Raw genomic sequence first — 16,705 nt, forward strand, 5'->3', positions numbered from 1 at the left:
TCAGAGCACGCCGCGGTCGAGCCGGTCGTTGGTCCGCGGGTTCACGATGCCGGTCTGCTTGAGGCCGACCAGGGCCTGGTAGGCCTTGACGGCGGTCGCGGTCGCTGCACCGTAGACGCCGGTGACCTTGAGCGACGTGGTGACGCCGGAGGCGTGCAGGGCGCGCTGCAGTCGACGTACGACCGGACCGGCGGAGCCGACCTTGAGCACGGAGTCGGGAGCGTCCATGTGCATCGCGATCCAGTCGCGTGGGCCGAACATGGTGCGCGGGGTGAACCCGTGCGCCTGCTGCCAGGCGCCGACGGCGGCGATGGTGGCGTCGTTGTAGACGCCGTTCAGCTTGCCCTCGTAGCGGCCGCGCTCGGTCAGCAGGCACTGGACCGCACGGACCTGGCCCTCGGGCGGCGTGTAGGTCTTGGTCGGCGGGAACAGCCGGCCGTAGGTCTTGAAGTTGATGTTCACGCCGTTGCAGTGGTCCTCCTCCGGCGCGAAGCTGCCCTTGCCGAGATCGAGGTAGTCGCGGTCGATGTTGATCGTGACGCCGCCCCAGGTCTCGTTGTGGCCGCCCTCGTACTGCTTCATCCGGCCGCCCGGCCGCCATCCGTCGTCGCGGAGGTACGACGTCGACGTGTTCGCGACCCCGTCCCAGCGCGCGATCCAGATCGCGTCGGGGAAGTCGTAGGCGTCCGGGGTGTTGACCCGCGCGTCGTCGAGCATCTTCAGGCCGGAGCCCGCGCTGGAGTAGACGCCCGACTCGTAGCCCAGCGTGTTGATGCCGGTGGTCCACGCGCTCAGGAAGGCGAGCGCGGACTTCCGGCAGCGGGTGTTGCCGATGTCGAACGCCTCGAGGTCGTACCAGAGGGTGCTGCCCGCCGTGATCCCCAGCCGCTGGGCGACATCGACGGTGGTGCGTGCCTCGGCGCGGCCCTGCTTGCGGGCCTTGCCGTAGAGCCCCTCCGGCCCGGGCGCCGCGTTGATGGTCGGGTCGTCGCCGTACCGCGGGTAGCGCGGACTGCAGGACGCCTGCGGGCCGAGCGTGATCGGCAGCAGCTTCCAGCCGGCCTGCAGCTGGTGCTGGATCCACGCCGGGGTCAGGTTCGGCTGGTCCCGGCAGGCCCGGGACTTGCCGGAGATGTAGATGCCGGCCGCGAGGAACGGCGACGAGCTCATCCACCGGTTCATCGCCTTCTGGGACGGCGCGAGGCACTGGTCGAACCCGTAACCGGTGAAGTCGCCCGGCGTGACCGGGTTCGGGGTGTCCGCCCTCAGGTCCACCGGCGTCGCGCCGATCGGGGCCTTGGGTGCCGGGTGCTCGTACGTCGCCACCAGCACGCCGCACGCGAGCAGCACGCCGAGCGCGGCGGAGATCAGGCGGACGGTGGAAACGGCCAGGGGCTGCCGGGTGGGCATCGCAGGTGACTCCAGGAGATCGGCGGCGTTTTCGGCGGGAGCGGCGTCACGATAACCACAGAAGTAACACCTGTAACAGGGGTAACGGATAACTACAGCCGTGTAATTCGAAATGGGCGAGCGCGCAGGGTCAGCACAGTCCCTAACCTGGGGACCGGACGGCACCGCGCGGGGCATGGGGCTCTGAGCGCAGCGTCGGCCCGGTGCGGCCGGCCGTGCCACGACCCGGAGGAACAGCCGTGGACCTTTATCGCGCGCTCCGCGAGCTGATCGCGACCTACGGCCCGGAGATCCTGGCCAACCCGGACGGCTTCCGCGGCATCCTCGACGACTACTTCGAAGAGACCGCGGTGCCGCGGGGCGAGATCAACCTGTTGGTCGACGCCGTCCGCTTCGGCGCGGTCGACGCGCTCCGTGCCCTCCTGGACGGGGGTGCAAGTCCCGAGCGCGCGGTGCGTGAGGCGGGTGGCAGGCTGGCCCGCGATCGGGGTGGTGCCGACGTGACCGCTGCGACCTGGGCCGTCGGGATGCTCGGTTTCGCGACCGGGTTGGTGCCGGAGGCCGTGGTCAGGGGCCTGCGGTCGGTGGACGCACCACCGGCAGCTGCCGAGACCGTGGTCGGCGACCCGTCGGCCGCGCTCACCGTGGGCGCCGTGCCGGGCGCCCCGACCGTTGCGCGCCGCGCGGGCGACGACTCCGGGCCTGTGCGGCCGGCCAGCGGCGACGGCAGGTCCCGTCGTCGGCCGGTGCTGGTCGTCCTGGCAGTAGCCGTGGCCGTCGCGATCGGTGTCGTCGGCGCTGTGGTCGTCATGCACCAGGTCGACGATGGTGGCGGCGCCGTGGCAGCCGATCAGGGATCGGTCGCAGGGTCCGCGGTCGGCAACGGACGAGAGCGCAAGAACGCGACGCGGCGGTCCGACGGACCGAGCCGTTCCGTCGCGCCGCCGACCACAGCGTCCACCTCGCAAGCAGGGGACTGGACGTGCTGGGACGGATCCCTACGACCGACCAAGACGGACTGCGGCACACCGCCGCCCAATCTCCGGGGCGCACACTGGCTGTTCGCAGGCCCGTTCGCGTCCTGCATCTCCAAGAGGGTTCCGGATCGCGCGCTGCACCTCGAGTGCGCGGGGACTCCCTCGTCGGGCCTGGAGTCGTACGTGAAGGTCTCGTACTGGAACGACTTCAAGACGGCCTACGACCATTACTCGTCCGAGGGCGGCGCCGAGGAGCACTACCGGCCGAGCTGGCCCGCCTACGCGCGAAGTGCCGCTCCCATGCTGCTCTGGCGGGTCGATGATGCCGTCGAGGAGCCTTGCTGCCCCTTCAAGGCATCGGTGATGTACCCGAGTGTCGGGTGGTCCCTCACGATCTATGCGCAGACGAGCACCGACCGGCTCGAGCTCCTGAACGGCCTCACGATCGAGCCACCTGGGTTCCTCGACGGGCACCCGGTCTAGAAGTGCGCCGATCCACGGGCTGGGGTGCGGCGTCCGGCCCCCGCGCCTCTCCCTAGACTTGCGTCGTGGCCGACACCGCCCCCGCCGAGACCATCGCCCGCCTGGACACCGTGGCGGTGGCGGGCGCCGACCCCGATCACGAGCAGCCGTGGGCCGAGCTGGGGCTGAAGGAGGACGAGTACCAGCGGATCCGCGAGATCCTCGGCCGTCGGCCGACCAGCTCGGAGCTGGCGATGTACTCGGTCATGTGGAGCGAGCACTGCTCCTACAAGTCCTCCAAGGTGCACCTCAAGCAGTTCGGTGAGATCCCGCAGGAGACGCCGGTCGGCAAGATGCTCGCGGGCATCGGTGAGAACGCCGGGGTCATCGACATCGGCCAGGGCTACGCGGTCACCTTCAAGGTCGAGAGCCATAACCATCCGTCGTACGTCGAGCCCTACCAGGGTGCGGCCACCGGCGTCGGGGGCATCGTCCGCGACATCCTGGCGATGGGCGCCCGGCCGGTCGCGGTGATGGACCCGCTCCGGTTCGGACCGCTGGACGCCGACGACACCCACCGGGTGCTGCCCGGGATCGTGGCCGGCGTGGGCGGCTACGGCAACTGCCTGGGTCTGCCGAACATCGGCGGTGAGGCCGTCTTCGACGAGACCTACCTCGGCAACCCGCTGGTCAACGCGCTCTGCGTCGGCGTCCTCAAGCACGAGGACCTGCACCTGGCCAAGGCGTCCGGCAACGGCAACCAGGTGATCCTCTACGGCGCTCGGACCGGCGGCGACGGCATCGGCGGCGTCTCCGTGCTCGCGTCGGAGACCTTCGACGCCGACGGGCCCGCGAAGCGACCGAGCGTCCAGGTCGGCGACCCGTTCATGGAGAAGCTGCTCATCGAGTGCACCCTCGAGCTGTTCCGGGCCGGCGTCGTCGCCGGCATCCAGGACCTCGGCGGCGCGGGTCTCTCCTGCGCGACCTCCGAGCTCGCCTCCGCCGGCGACGGCGGCATGCGCTGCGAGCTCGACCGGGTTCCGCTCCGCGACTCCACGCTCGCTCCCGAGGAGATCCTCATGAGCGAGAGCCAGGAGCGGATGATGGCCGTGGTCGAGCCCGGCGACGTGGACGCGTTCATGGAGATCTGCGCGAAGTGGGACGTCGAGGCGGTCGTCATCGGCGAGGTCACCGACACCGGCCGCCTCGAGATCACCTGGCACGGCGAGACCGTGGTCGACGTACCTCCGCGCACCGTCGCCCACGACGGCCCGGTCTACGAGCGGCCCTACCGGCGGCCGGACTGGCAGGACGCGCTCCAGGAGGACCGGGCCGAGTCGCTGCCGCGTCCGAGCACCGGTGAGGAGCTCCGGGCGGCGCTGCTGAAGCTCGTCGCCAGCCCGAACCTGTGCGACAAGTCCTGGATCACCGACCAGTACGACCGCTACGTCCTCGGCAACACCGTGCTCGCGCAGCCCGCCGACAGCGGGATGGTGCGGGTCGACGAGGAGACCCACCTCGGCGTCTCCGTGGCCACCGACTGCAACGGCCGGTTCGCCAAGCTCGACCCCTATGCCGGCGCGCAGCTCGCGCTCGCCGAGGCCTACCGCAACGTCGCGACCGGTGGCGCCCGGCCGCTCGCGGTCAGCGACTGCCTCAACTTCGGCTCGCCGGAGGACCCGGCCGTCATGTGGCAGTTCGCCGAGGCCTGCCGCGGCCTCAAGGACGCCTGCGTCGAGCTCGGCATCCCCGTCACCGGCGGCAACGTCAGCCTCTACAACCAGACCGGCGAGACGGCGATCCTGCCGACGCCGGTGGTCGCGGTGCTCGGCGTGATCGACGACGTACGTCGGCGCACGCCCTCGGCCTTCGGCGCGGAGGGCGAGGCCATCGTGCTGCTCGGCACCACCCGCGAGGAGCTGTCCGGCTCGGAGTGGGCGCACGTCGAGCACGGCCACCTCGGCGGCCGCCCGCCCGTCGTCGACCTCGGCGCCGAGCGGGCGCTGGCGGAGCTGCTCGCCGACGTGGTCGGCGTCGCGACCAGCGCGCACGACCTGTCCGACGGCGGCCTCGCGCAGGCGCTCGCGGAGGCGGCCCTGCAGAGCGGGATCGGAGCGACGGTGCAGCTCGCGGACGTCGCGGCCGACCCCTTCATCGGCCTCTTCGCCGAGTCGGCCGGTCGCGCGATCCTCACCGTGCCGGCGGACCGGCTGGCCGAGGTCGAGCGGCTCGCGGCGAGCCGCGGCGTGCCCGCACACTCGATCGGCACGACCGGCGGCGATGCGCTGACGGTCGACGGCGCGTTCGGCGTACCGCTCAGCGAGCTGCGCGCTGCCTGGACCGGGACGCTGCCGGCGGCGCTGGGGCGCTGACCGCGGGTCAGGACTGCGGCACGGTCATCTGCACCGTGCCCTTGACCTCCTTGGTCATCTTGTTCACCGGATGACCGCTGCCGTAGCTGTTGCGCAGCTGGAGCCGGTAGGTCTCGTCCACGTCCAGCTGGTCGGGGATCTTGTCGGCGTCGACGTCGAAGACGAAGAAGGCGTCGGCGAGGCATGCCCCGGTCCGGAGGTCCGGGCAGGTCTTGCTGACGTCCTTCGTGGTGTCGACCGGCTTCTGGTCGTCGATCGTCGCCTTCAGGCGGGCATCGGTCCCGACGTACAGCGCCCCGCCGCCCGACCCGTCGGCGATCCCCCAGGTGCGCAGCTCCGTGCTCAGCCCGACGGCGAGGAACACGTGGCCCTCCTTGGCCCAGGCCCCGTTGGCGTAGGGCAGGACCAGCGGGCCGGTGACCTCGCAGGCGTAGTCGATGGCCGTGAGCGGCTCGTCGACCCACGAGTCGGAGTCGCAGTCCTTCCCCGAGAGCCGGTTGGCCTGGAGCGAGTAGAGCGGCTCGGCGCGGCCCGCCTGACGTCGCCCCGTGCGCAGGTCGACGGTCTGCGAGACGCCGTCGAAGGTGACCTTGAGCGTGGTCTTCTTCGCCTCGCCGTCGACGACCACGAAGAAGGACTCGCCGTTCTCGTCGGAGGTGTCCGGCGTCGGCAGCCGGTAGGTCTCGCCGTCGCTCACCAGGTCGACGACGGGCTGCGCGTCGGTGTTGACGAACGTCTGCGCCGCAGCGAAATCGTCGGAGTACTGCCAGGAGATCGGCACCAGCCGCGCCCCGTCCGGAGCCTTCAGGGCCTCCAGCTGGCGGGTGTCGTCGCTGGAGGCCGTGTCGGTCGCCTTCTCGGTCCAGATCCGCAGCCGGCCGACGGGCAGCGCGACCATCGACCGCTTGCCGCTGGAGAACTGGTTGTCCTGACGCGCCGGCACGATGTCGCCGACCTTGAGGGCGCTGCCGCCGTCGTCGTCGCCACAGGCCGCGAGCACGGGGAGGCACAGGGCGAGGCAGGCGGAGACGGCGAGCGTCCGGGCCGATCGGAGGCGCATGGCGGACATTGTGACGGACCGGGTACGCCGACCGGGGGACCGGTCCAGTCCGGGGCCACGGGTCGCGGCACAATCGGCCTCGTGCCCGCCCGTCTCCGGCCCGCCGATCCCGAGGTCGTCGCCGACGCGCTCGCCCGGCTCGCGGCCGGCGAGCCGGCCCGCGCGGACCTGCGCGTGCTCACCAAGCACTTCCTCGCGCTGCTCGAGCAGCGCGCGCCCGGCAGGTCGGTCGAGGTGCGGGTCCCGCCCTACGCCGCCGCGCAGGTCGTCGAGGGCGTCCGGCACACCCGCGGCACCCCGCCGGCCGTCGTCGAGACCGACGCCGCGACCTGGATCGCGCTCGCGACCGGCGACCTGACCTGGCCGGCCGCGGTCGAGGCGGGCCGCGTCGCGGCGAGCGGGGAGCGCACCGACCTGTCGCCGTACCTGCCCCTGGGCGAACCGGGTCCGTGACCTGAGGCTCACCGGGCCTGGCCGGCGCTCTCCAGGGCGGTCGGCTCCTCGCCCTCGGACTCGGTCTCCCGCCGCCCCTCGACCGCCTTCCAGGCCGCCATCACCCCGGCGACGAGCAGAAGGCCGGCGATCCCGTCGACGACGTAGTGCTCGCCGTAGTAGACGAGCATGAACGCCATGGCGAGCGGATAGAGGACGAGCAGCCAGCGCCAGCCGGTGCGCAGGCGGCCGATCGTCCACCACGCGACCAGCACCGACAGCGCGACGTGCAGCGACGGCATCGCGGCGACCTGGTTGCCCACGGCGGAGATGTGCTGCTGGGCGGTCGCGTGGCCGTGGGAGGACCCCAGGTCGAACCAGCCGCGGCCGGTGATCCGCTCGATGTCGGTGCTGATGTAGCCGTCGCGCGACGCCATCCACGGCGGCGCCATCGGGTAGACGACGTAGCAGACGACGCCGATCGAGATCACCGACAGGTAGCGGCGCATGTAGCGGATCCAGTCGGGTCGGTTGCGCCGCCAGAGGTACGCCGCGATGCCGATCGCCGCGAAGAAGTGCGAGTAGTAGACGGTGGTGAGCACCACGTCGTACCACCGCGGAGGCAGCGACTTCTCGCACGGGACCCCGCAGAGGTGCTCCTGGAGGTAGGTCGTGGGGAGATGGCCACCGAAGAGCCACTCATCGGCCTTGATCGGCTCGGTGAAGTGGACGCTGAAGATGCCGAGGTCGTCGGACAGCCCGCGGCTGTAGAGGTAGAGCGTCAGGACGACGAACGGCGGCCACCAGTCGCGCAGGAACGCCATGTGGTCGCCGACCGGACGGCGGACGTCCCACGCGATGGTCGCCAGCCAGACCCAGCCGACCACCTCGACGCTCTGCTTGGGAAGTCCGAAGAAGTACACATAGGCGACCAGCGCCACGACGAAGCCGAGGCAGCCCAGGATCCTGAGCTCGTCGATCGTCCGCTTGTCCGCCACTCTGGTCCTTTCCCGAAGCCCCAGAGCCGCAGACTAGGTCGCCGAGCGGTCCTCGTCGCTCGATTTCGACGTGTGCCGGGCGCGTGACTTTCACCGCGTCCTCGCGCACGGTGGACACATGACTCTCGCCGAGCCCGACCTCGACCGGATCGACCGGTGGTTCCGCGCCGCCAACTACCTCTCGGTCGGGCAGATCTACCTCCTGGACAACCCGCTGCTCGAGCGGGCGCTCGAGCCCGAGGACATCAAGCCGCGGCTGCTGGGCCACTGGGGTACGACGCCGGGCCTCAACCTCGTCTACGCCCACCTCAACCGGCTGATCCGCGAGCGCGACGTCGACGCGATCTTCCTGGCGGGCCCGGGCCACGGTGGGCCGGCCGCGGTCGCGAACGCCTGGCTGGAGGGCACCTACTCCGAGGTGTACCCGCACATCAGCCGCGACGCCGAGGGGATGCAGCGGCTGTTCCGGCAGTTCTCCTTCCCCGGTGGCATCCCGAGCCACGTCGCGCCGGAGACGCCGGGATCGATCCACGAGGGCGGCGAGCTCGGCTACGTGCTGTCGCACGCCTACGGTGCCGCCTTCGACAACCCCGACCTGCTCGTGACCGCCGTGGTGGGGGACGGCGAGTTCGAGACCGGCCCGCTGGCGGCGTCCTGGCACGCGAACAAGTTCGTCGACCCCGTCCGCGACGGTGCCGTGCTCCCCGTGCTCCACCTCAACGGCTACAAGATCGCCAATCCCACCGTCCCCGCGCGGATCCCCCGCGAGGAGCTGCTGAGCCTGCTGCGTGGCTACGGCCACGAGGTGCTGACCGTCGAGGGCGACGACGTACGCGACGTGCACCGGCAGCTGGCCGACGCGATGGAGACCGCGCACGACCGGATCAGGTCGATCCAGGCGGCGGCGCGGGAGAGCGGGACCTACGACTGGCAGCCGTGGCCGATGATCCTGCTGGTCACGCCGAAGGGCTGGACCGGTCCGCGCGAGGTCGACGGCGTCCGGGTGGAGGGCACCTGGAGGGCGCACCAGGTGCCGCTCGGCGCGACCCGCGACAACGACGCGCACCGCGCGCAGCTTCAGGAGTGGATGGAGTCCTACCGGCCCGAGGAGCTCTTCGACGAGCAGGGCGCGCCGCGCCCCGACGTGCTCGAGCTCGCGCCCCGGGGCGTACGACGGATGAGCGCCAACCCGCACGCGAACGGCGGCCTGCTGCGCCGGCCGCTGCGGCTGCCGGACTTCCGCGACCACGCCGTCGAGGTCAAGGAGCCCGGAGGTTCGATCCACGAGCCGACGCGGGTGTTCGGCCAGTACCTCGTCGACGTCGTGCGGGACAACCCCACGAACTTCCGGATCTTCGGGCCCGACGAGACGGCGTCGAACCGTCTCGACCCGGTGTACGAGGTGACCGACAAGGCCTTCGCCGGCGAGATCCGCGAGGTCGACGAGCACCTCGCGCGCCACGGCAGGGTGCTGGAGATCCTCTCCGAGCACACCTGCCAGGGCTGGGCCGAGGGCTACCTCCTGACCGGGCGGCACGCCCTCTTCAGCTGCTACGAGGCGTTCATCCACATCATCGACTCGATGCTCAACCAGCACGCGAAGTGGCTCAAGACGACGCGCGACATCGGCTGGCGACCGCCCGTGTCGAGCCTCAACTACCTGCTGACCAGCCACGTGTGGCGCCAGGACCACAACGGCTTCAGCCACCAGGACCCCGGGTTCATCGACCACGTCGTGAACAAGAAGTCCTCGGTCGTGCGCGTCTACCTGCCACCGGACACCAACACGCTGCTGTCGACCATGCAGCACTGCCTGGCCTCCCAGCACTACGTGAACGTCGTGGTCTCCGGCAAGCAACCGGGCTTCGACTGGCTCGGCGCGGACGAGGCCGACCTGCACTGCGCCCGCGGGGCAGGCATCTGGGACTGGGCCTCCAACGACGACGGCGACCCCGACGTGGTGATCGCGGCGGCCGGCGACGTACCCACCCTCGAGGCGCTGGCCGCCGTGTCGCTGATCCGCGAGCACCTGCCCGAGCTCAGGGTGCGGTTCGTCAACGTCGTCGACCTGATGAAGCTGCAGTCGGAGTCCGAGCACCCGCACGGGATGCCGGACCGGGAGTTCGACGGGCTCTTCACGACGGACAAGCCGGTCGTCTTCGCCTACCACGGCTACCCGTGGCTGATCCACCGCCTGATCTACCGCCGCACCGGCGAGGACAACTTCCACGTCCGCGGCTACAAGGAGGAGGGGACGACCACCACGCCGTTCGACATGGCGATGATGAACGACCTCGACCGCTACCACCTGGTGATGGACGTCATCGACCGCGTGCCCTCGCTGGGCCGTGCGGCCGCGGGCACGCGGCAGCTGATGGTCGACACCCGCCGGCGAGCACGCCAGTGGACCCGTGACCACGGGGAGGACCTGCCCGAGGTCCGCGACTGGCGGTGGACGGAGTCCGGCGAGCCGCGGAAGGGATGGTCGCCCTCCGTCGACGTCGCGGTCGGCACCGACACCTCCGCCGATTCCTGAGGTCTCAGGCGACCTTCAGCACGCCCGGGTAGCCTGTGCGCCTCGTAGGTGGGACTCGGGGAGGGGTCTGCGCATGGGGCGCGAACGACGAGCGGTGGTGGGCGCCGCGGTGGCGCTTGCCGTCGCGGTCGTCGCCACGCTGCTGATCGTGTCGTCCGACGCCGGCGGAACCACCTCCGCGGGCAGCGGCGCCGTCGCGGGCACGTCGACGACACGCCCCCTGCAGCCACCGCCCGCGACCGGGCGACCGACGTCGTTCCGCTTCCTGTCCTCGCCGGACTTCTTCAACGCGGACATCGGCGACCTGAGCACCCTGTCGGGGTGGTCGGCCTTCGTCGCCGGCTGGCACCAGCGGTTCCCCGGCGTGCCGGTCCCGAACTCGTGGAACGACCACCAGGCCGCGCTCGTCGACCAGATCCTCGGGCAGTTCGCCGCCGAGAAGCCCGACGACGTCCTCGTCGCCGGCGACACCGTGGCCGGGCACTGGGGCGAGGACAAGTGGTACGTCCACGGCCACAAGGTCCGGACCGACATCTTCGGGCCGACCTCCGACCGGGCCGAGCGGATGGCGGCGCTCGACCGGGCGGCCGACTTCTACTTCGGCGCCTACGAGGATTTCTTCGCCGACCGTGGGCTGCGGCTGTGGCCGGCGATCGGCGACCACGAGTACGGCGACAACCCCTGGTCCGGCTCGAACCCGTCGCACCGGCTCAAGCGCGCCGCGTTCCCGACGATCCGCAAGCGGTTCGACGAGAACCTGGTCCGACCCCGGATCGCGAACGGCGCGGACGTGAGCCGGCCCGCGGGGCCGGCGAGCAGGACGGCGTACGCCACCTATCTGGACCCCGAGGTGCTGCTCGTCTCGCTCGACGACTTCCACCCGACGGGGAAGGCCGTGACCCCGCGGATCGACCGGCGGCAGCTGGCCTGGGTGCGCTCGGTGCTCGCCGCCGCCGACCGCGCCGGCACCGACTGGATCATCGTCCAGGGCCACCTGCCGATCGTGCCGACCGTGCGGGTCTCGCACTCGTCGGCGATCTGCTACCGCGGGGGCACGCGCTCGCCGCTGTGGCGGACCATGGTGAGGCACCACGTGGACCTCTACCTGAACGGCGAGGTGCACGACAACTCGGTCAACACCGTCGACGGGATCACCCAGATCAGCCACGGCGGCCTGTTCGCCAAGGCCTACACCAAGGGCAGCACGGCGTACCTCGTCGGCGACATCACCGGCGGGAAGCTCTCGCTCACCCTCAAGCGCTGGGACATCACCGCCGCGCAGAGCACGCCGCGGGTCTGGCAGACCACGCCGAAGACACCGGTGCTGTGGGCCAAGACGCTGTCCGCGAAGCCCCGGACGATCGGGACGATGACCGTCACCAAGAACCGGCGGATCCTGTCCCAGCGCGGCCTGCTCCGGGAGTACCGCGGCGCTCAGCGCTGCGGGTTCAGGGACGGTCGGCCGCACGTCAACCTGTAGGGCCGCTCCCCGGCGGCCGCTCCAGCGTGGCGACCACCTCGCGCGCGATCTCCCACTCCTCGTCGGTCGGCACGACCAGCACCGTCGTCGGCGCGCCGTCCGGCGAGATGATCCGCGGGCCGTCCGCCTCGGCGTCGTTGCGGGCCGGCTCGACCTCGATGCCGAGCCGCGCGAGGCCGGTGAGAGCCGCCGCCCGGACGAGAGGGGCGTGCTCGCCGACCCCGCCGGTGAACGTCACCACGTCGGCGCCGCCGAGGACCGCGAGGTAGGCGCCGACGTACTTCCGCAACCGGTGCACGTAGACGTCGAAGGCGAGGCCCGCCGCGGCGTCGCCCGCCGCGCGGCGCTCGAGCAGGTCGCGGAAGTCGCTGACGCCCGCGAGGCCGAGGAGGCCGGAGCGGTGGTTGAGCAGCTCGTCGACCTCGGCCACCGAGCGGCCGTCGTGGAGCAGGTGCAGCACCAGGCCCGGGTCCAGGTCGCCGGCGCGGGTTCCCATGACCAGGCCCTCCAGCGGGGTCAGGCCCATCGACGTGTCGACGGGGCGGCCACCACGGATCGCCGCGGCCGACGCGCCGTTGCCGAGGTGCAGCACGATCTGGTCGACGTCGGTGACGTCGCGGCCGAGGAAGGACGCCGCCGCTCGGCTCACGAACGCGTGGGAGGTGCCGTGGGCGCCGTACCGGCGCAGCCGGGCGCGCTGCGCCAGGTCCCGGTCGATGGCGTAGGTCGCCGCCTCCGCGGGCAGGTCGGCGAAGAATCCGGTGTCGAAGACCGCCACGTGCGGGAGCCCCGGGTAGGCGGCGCGGGCGGCGCGGATCCCCGCCACCGCCGCCGGGTTGTGCAGCGGGGCCAGCTCGCTGGTGCGTTCGAGCTCGTCGACCACCCCGTCGTCGAGGACGGTCGGCCGGGTGAATGCCGAGCCGCCGTGGACCACCCGGTGGCCGACGGCGAGCAGGTCGGGGGCGTCCTCGACCTGCTCGGTCACCGAGCGGAGTGCCGCGTCGTACCCGTCCTCGTCGACGCGCTCGACCTCGCCCTTCGTGCGGGCCTCGCCGGTTGCGGGGTCGACCACCTGGAACTTCACGCTCGACGAGCCCGCGTTGATCACCAGGACCGTGGTCATGCGCCGACATTAGGGGGAGTCCGGGTGCCCTCATAAGGTGTCGTCATGACTGCGCGCCTCTCGACCGACGACCTTCGTTCCCGGATCTCCGAGCTGCTGCCGGGCGTCCGGAAGGACCTCGAGGACCTGGTGCGGATCCAGTCCGTCAGCGCCGACCCGGCGCGGCTCGGTGAGGTCGAGAAGAGCGCCGAGCTGACCCGCAGCCTGTTCGCCGCCGAGGGCTTCGACGCCGAGATCGTGCGGGCCTACGACGGCGCGCCGCCGGCGGTCGTCGGGGAGAAGAAGGCAGGGCGCGACGGTGCTCCTGTCGTGCTGCTCTACGCCCACCACGACGTCCAGCCCGAGAACGACCCGGCCGACTGGGACAGCGCGCCGTTCGAGCCCACCGAGCGGGGCGACCGGCTCTACGGCCGCGGCGCCGCCGACGACAAGGCCGGGATCGCCACCCACCTCGCGGCCGTCCGCGCGTTCGGCGACGACCTTCCGGTGACGCTGCGGCTGTTCATCGAGGGCGAGGAGGAGGTCGCATCGGCGACCCTGCCCGAGCTGCTCGGGAAGTTCCACGAGCGGCTCGCGGCCGACGTGATCATCATCGCCGACTCCGGCAACTGGGACATCGGCGTACCGGCGCTCACGACCAGCCTGCGCGGCCTGATCCGCGTCGACGTCGAGGTCCGCACCCTCGACCACGCGGTCCACTCCGGCATGTGGGGCGGCCTGGCTCCCGACGCGATCATGGCGATGGTGCGGCTGCTCGACTCGCTGTGGAAGGAGGACGGGTCGCCCGCGGTCGAAGGCCTGGTCAGCGGACCGGCCGCGGAGGTCGACTACCCCGAGGAGCGGCTGCGCGCCGAGTCCGGCGCCGTCACCGGCCTCGAGTGGGTCGGCACGGGTTCCAAGGTCGAGCGGATGTGGACCCAGCCGGCGATCACCGTGACCGGCTTCGACGCACCCAAGGTCGCGGGTGCCTCGAACACCCTGGTGCCCTCGGCCCGCGCGCGCGTCACGGTCCGCACGGCTCCCGGTGACAGCAGCAAGAACGCGCTGGACCGGCTGCAGGCGCACCTCGAGAAGCACGTTCCCTGGGGCGCCGAGCTGAGCACGACCGTGGTCGACACCGGCGAGCCGATCGCGCTCGACGCGACGGGTCCTGCCTACGACGCCGCGCGCGAGGCGTTCACCGAGGCGTGGGACGGCACCTCCCCGGTCGACATGGGCGTGGGTGGCTCCATCCCGTTCATCGCCGAGTTCCTCGAGGCGATGCCGGGGGCGTCGGTGCTGGTCACCGGCGTCGAGGACCCCGACACCCGGGCCCACGGGCCCAACGAGGGCCTGCACCTCGCCGAGTGGGAGCGGGTGCTGCTCGCCGAGGCCCTGTTGCTGCGAAATCTGGGCTGACGCACAGTCAGTCTCGGAATCTTCGTGCGTGTGACCGTTGCCACGCCGTCTTGACAGGTGTCAAGGTGGCCGGCACCGGGTGCTGCTCCCCACCCCGCCCGGCGTGAGGTACTCACATGCGCATCTCGGAACCGCAGCCGGTCAGCGGCGTCGGTCGCCGTAGCTTCCTGGGCTACGTCGTCGGCGCCACCACCCTGGTCACCGCCGCCGACCTCGCGCTCGGCGGACCCGCGGCCGCCGACGTCGCCGCGGTGACGCCGAGCCTGCCGAGCATCCCCGAGCTCTACGACCTCAACGACTTCCTCACCGAGTGCGCGATGCCGACCTCGTCGCTGATCGCGATCGCGGTGCACCCCGACGGCACGGCCTCGTTCGCGCTGCCGCGGGCCGAGGTCGGCCAGGGCGTCACCACGTCGACGGCGATGATCATCGCCGAAGAGCTCGAGCTGCCGGTCGAGAAGGTCGTGGTGACCCTGGCCCCCGCGCGTCCGGAGCTCCTCTTCAACCAGCTCACCGGCGGGTCCAACACCACGATCTCCACCTACACGCCGCTCCGGGTGGCCGCCGCCGTCGCCAAGAAGGCGCTGCTCGAAGCCGCCGCGGTCCTGCTGGGGGACACGGTCGACCAGCTGGTGGCGCGGGCGGGTGTCGTGTCCGGGCCGAGCGGCTCGGCGACGTACGGCGAGCTCGCCTCGCGCGCCGCGTCGCCGACCGGTCGCAAGGTGGACGTCACCCTCAAGGACGAGGCGACCTTCCGCGTCGTCGGCACCGCCCGCTCCCGGATCGACGCCCGCGACGCGGTCACCGGCCGCAAGCAGTTCGCGACCGACCTGCAGGTCGCCGGCGCGCTGCCGACCATGGTCTGTCGGGCACCCACGCTCAACGGCACCCCCAGGGCGCTGCGCAACACGGCCGCGATCCTGGCGATGCCGGGGGTCACCGACGTCGCGGTGGTCGACACCGGCGTCGCCGTACGGGCGGAGACCTTCGGGCAGTGCATCGACGCCGTGCGGGCGATGGACGTCGACTGGAAGGACGGGCCGGTCGCCGGCATGTCCGACGACGACGTCCTCGCCGAGCTGCGCCGCGCGCAGAACCCGATCAAGCTGCCGAACCTGCCCAGGAACCCGCTGCTGCGGACGGTCTCCCGCGACTTCGTCTTCTACTTCCGCAGCAACTCGGCGATGGACACCAACTCGGCGGTCGCCGACGTCCGCAGCGACGGTGCCGAGGTGTGGTCCGCGCTGAAGTCACCGATCGTGGCGCAGCAGGAGATCGCCAAGGCGGTCGGGCTGCCGGTCAGCAAGGTCAAGGTGAACGTGGTCTCCGGCGGCGGCTCGTTCGGCCGGCGGCTGTTCTTCGACGGGGCGCTCGAGGCGGCGAAGGTCTCCAAGGCGATGGGCAAGCCGGTCAAGCTGATGTGGCACCGAGCAGACGACGCCCGGGTCGGCCGGACCCACCCGATGTCGACCAGCCGGATCACGGCCGCCGTGCTGGGCAAGAACGTCCTGGCGTTCACCCAGGCGCACACGAGCATCTCGACCGACTTCACCCACGGCCTCGGCGAGATGATCTCCGCCAACCTCGCGAAGCTCCCGACCGGGCTCGGCAACCTCGGTTTCTCCGAGACCGTGTTCACGCTGACCCAGGAGCTGCCCTACAACGTCGGGCTCGCGTCGCAGACCCTCACCGAGACCGACCTGCGCTTCAACACCGGCAGCATGCGGAACATCTACTCCCCGGACGTGCGCACGGCCAACGAGCTGATGATGGACGTGCTCGCCAAGCAGATGGGCCTCGACCCGCTCGCGTTCCGCCGGAAGTTCCTGCGCAACGCCCGGGTCAAGGCGTGCCTGGAGAAGGTCGCCGCCGTCGGCCAGTGGGGGCGCTTCATGCCTGCCGGGACCGCGCAGGGCATCGCCATCCACAAGGAGTACAAGGGCGCCAGCGCCTGCCTGGTCGAGATCGACTGCCGGCCCGCGACCGTCAACCGCACGGTGCCGGGCGGGGACGCGAGCGTGACCGGTCCTCGGGTCACCAAGGTCGTCTACGCCATCGACGTCGGCCTCGCGATCAACCCGCGCGGCCTGGAGGCCCAGATGCAGGGCGGCATCAACGACGGCATCGCGCTCGCGCTGACGTCGAGCATGCACCTGAAGGACGGGCACTTCCTCGAGGCGAGCTGGGACAACTACTTCTACACGCGCCAGTGGAACACCCCGCCGGACGTGCAGGTGATCGTGATGCCCTCGGACAGCACCCAGCCCGGCGGCGCCGGCGAGGCGGGTGTCGCCGCCACCATGGCGGCCACGGCGTGTGCCTACGCACGCGCGATGCGCGCCATGCCGGCGTACTTCCCGGTCAACCACAAGGCGCCGCTCGCGTTCACGCCGAAGCCCTACATCCCGCCCATCCCGCAGTCGCCCACCAACGGGCTCGACCTCACGATCTAAGGAG

Annotated in this window: 11 protein-coding genes; 7 read left to right on the forward strand and 4 right to left on the reverse strand. The window is 71.5% G+C overall.

What is annotated here, in order from left to right:
• A complete protein-coding gene (locus tag ABD709_RS15600) occupies window positions 1–1,410 on the reverse strand; it encodes a glycoside hydrolase domain-containing protein (RefSeq protein ID WP_344777050.1) in 1,410 nt (469 codons plus the stop codon).
• Window positions 1,411–1,649: 239 nt separating this feature from the next.
• Here ABD709_RS15600 and ABD709_RS15605 point away from each other — a divergent pair, with 239 nt between their 5' ends.
• Both ABD709_RS15605 and purL read left to right on the forward strand, forming a co-directional pair.
• Window positions 1,650–2,870, forward strand: coding sequence for a hypothetical protein (locus ABD709_RS15605; protein ID WP_344777052.1), 1,221 nt, complete (start codon window positions 1,650–1,652; stop codon window positions 2,868–2,870).
• A 65-nt stretch (window positions 2,871–2,935) separates the two neighbouring features.
• Window positions 2,936–5,221, forward strand: coding sequence for a phosphoribosylformylglycinamidine synthase subunit PurL (gene purL / locus ABD709_RS15610; RefSeq protein WP_344777054.1), 2,286 nt, complete (start codon window positions 2,936–2,938; stop codon window positions 5,219–5,221).
• A gap of 7 nt (window positions 5,222–5,228) precedes the next feature.
• Here purL and ABD709_RS15615 read toward each other — a convergent pair whose 3' ends face one another.
• Window positions 5,229–6,281: a hypothetical protein gene (locus ABD709_RS15615; RefSeq protein WP_344777056.1), complete on the reverse strand. Its 1,053-nt coding sequence runs from the start codon at window positions 6,279–6,281 to the stop codon at window positions 5,229–5,231.
• Window positions 6,282–6,362: 81 nt separating this feature from the next.
• On the opposite strand from ABD709_RS15615, the gene ABD709_RS15620 reads away from it, so the two are divergent.
• Window positions 6,363–6,734, forward strand: coding sequence for a sterol carrier family protein (locus ABD709_RS15620; RefSeq protein WP_344777058.1), 372 nt, complete (start codon window positions 6,363–6,365; stop codon window positions 6,732–6,734).
• A gap of 8 nt (window positions 6,735–6,742) precedes the next feature.
• Here ABD709_RS15620 and ABD709_RS15625 read toward each other — a convergent pair whose 3' ends face one another.
• On the reverse strand, window positions 6,743–7,711 hold the full coding sequence (locus ABD709_RS15625; RefSeq protein ID WP_344777060.1) for a phosphatase PAP2 family protein: 969 nt from the start codon (window positions 7,709–7,711) through the stop codon (window positions 6,743–6,745).
• Window positions 7,712–7,829: 118 nt separating this feature from the next.
• Here ABD709_RS15625 and ABD709_RS15630 point away from each other — a divergent pair, with 118 nt between their 5' ends.
• Together ABD709_RS15630 and ABD709_RS15635 are read left to right on the forward strand one after the other, a co-directional pair.
• Window positions 7,830–10,247 (forward strand): phosphoketolase family protein, encoded by a 2,418-nt coding sequence (locus ABD709_RS15630; protein WP_344777062.1) that lies wholly within the window; start codon window positions 7,830–7,832, stop codon window positions 10,245–10,247.
• A 73-nt stretch (window positions 10,248–10,320) separates the two neighbouring features.
• The gene (locus tag ABD709_RS15635) at window positions 10,321–11,727 is read left to right on the forward strand and encodes a metallophosphoesterase family protein (RefSeq protein ID WP_344777064.1); all 1,407 of its coding nucleotides are present in this window, start codon (window positions 10,321–10,323) and stop codon (window positions 11,725–11,727) included.
• On the opposite strand, the gene ABD709_RS15640 is transcribed toward ABD709_RS15635, so the two are convergent.
• Window positions 11,717–12,850: an acetate kinase gene (locus tag ABD709_RS15640; protein WP_344777066.1), complete on the reverse strand. Its 1,134-nt coding sequence runs from the start codon at window positions 12,848–12,850 to the stop codon at window positions 11,717–11,719. The genes ABD709_RS15635 and ABD709_RS15640 overlap by 11 nt on opposite strands.
• Window positions 12,851–12,895: 45 nt before the next feature.
• On the opposite strand from ABD709_RS15640, the gene ABD709_RS15645 reads away from it, so the two are divergent.
• Window positions 12,896–14,248, forward strand: a complete 1,353-nt coding sequence (locus tag ABD709_RS15645) for a dipeptidase (protein ID WP_344777068.1) — start codon at window positions 12,896–12,898, stop codon at window positions 14,246–14,248.
• Between the two features lie 116 nt (window positions 14,249–14,364).
• Window positions 14,365–16,701 (forward strand): molybdopterin cofactor-binding domain-containing protein, encoded by a 2,337-nt coding sequence (locus tag ABD709_RS15650; protein WP_344777070.1) that lies wholly within the window; start codon window positions 14,365–14,367, stop codon window positions 16,699–16,701.
• Window positions 16,702–16,705: the final 4 nt, after the last annotated feature.

The sequence above is a fragment of the Nocardioides panacisoli genome (genome assembly GCF_039537325.1).
GTDB classification, from domain to species: domain Bacteria; phylum Actinomycetota; class Actinomycetes; order Propionibacteriales; family Nocardioidaceae; genus Nocardioides; species Nocardioides panacisoli.

Bases quoted from the DNA above. Each gene is read 5' to 3' on its own strand.
- ABD709_RS15600 (WP_344777050.1), bottom strand. From the start codon at position 1,410: ATGCCCACCCGGCAGCCCCTGGCCGTTTCCACCGTCCGCCTGATCTCC.
- ABD709_RS15615 (WP_344777056.1), bottom strand. From the start codon at position 6,281: ATGCGCCTCCGATCGGCCCGGACGCTCGCCGTCTCCGCCTGCCTCGCC.
- ABD709_RS15630 (WP_344777062.1), top strand. From the start codon at position 7,830: ATGACTCTCGCCGAGCCCGACCTCGACCGGATCGACCGGTGGTTCCGC.
- ABD709_RS15635 (WP_344777064.1), top strand. From the start codon at position 10,321: ATGGGGCGCGAACGACGAGCGGTGGTGGGCGCCGCGGTGGCGCTTGCC.
- ABD709_RS15640 (WP_344777066.1), bottom strand. From the start codon at position 12,850: ATGACCACGGTCCTGGTGATCAACGCGGGCTCGTCGAGCGTGAAGTTC.
- ABD709_RS15645 (WP_344777068.1), top strand. From the start codon at position 12,896: ATGACTGCGCGCCTCTCGACCGACGACCTTCGTTCCCGGATCTCCGAG.
- ABD709_RS15650 (WP_344777070.1), top strand. From the start codon at position 14,365: ATGCGCATCTCGGAACCGCAGCCGGTCAGCGGCGTCGGTCGCCGTAGC.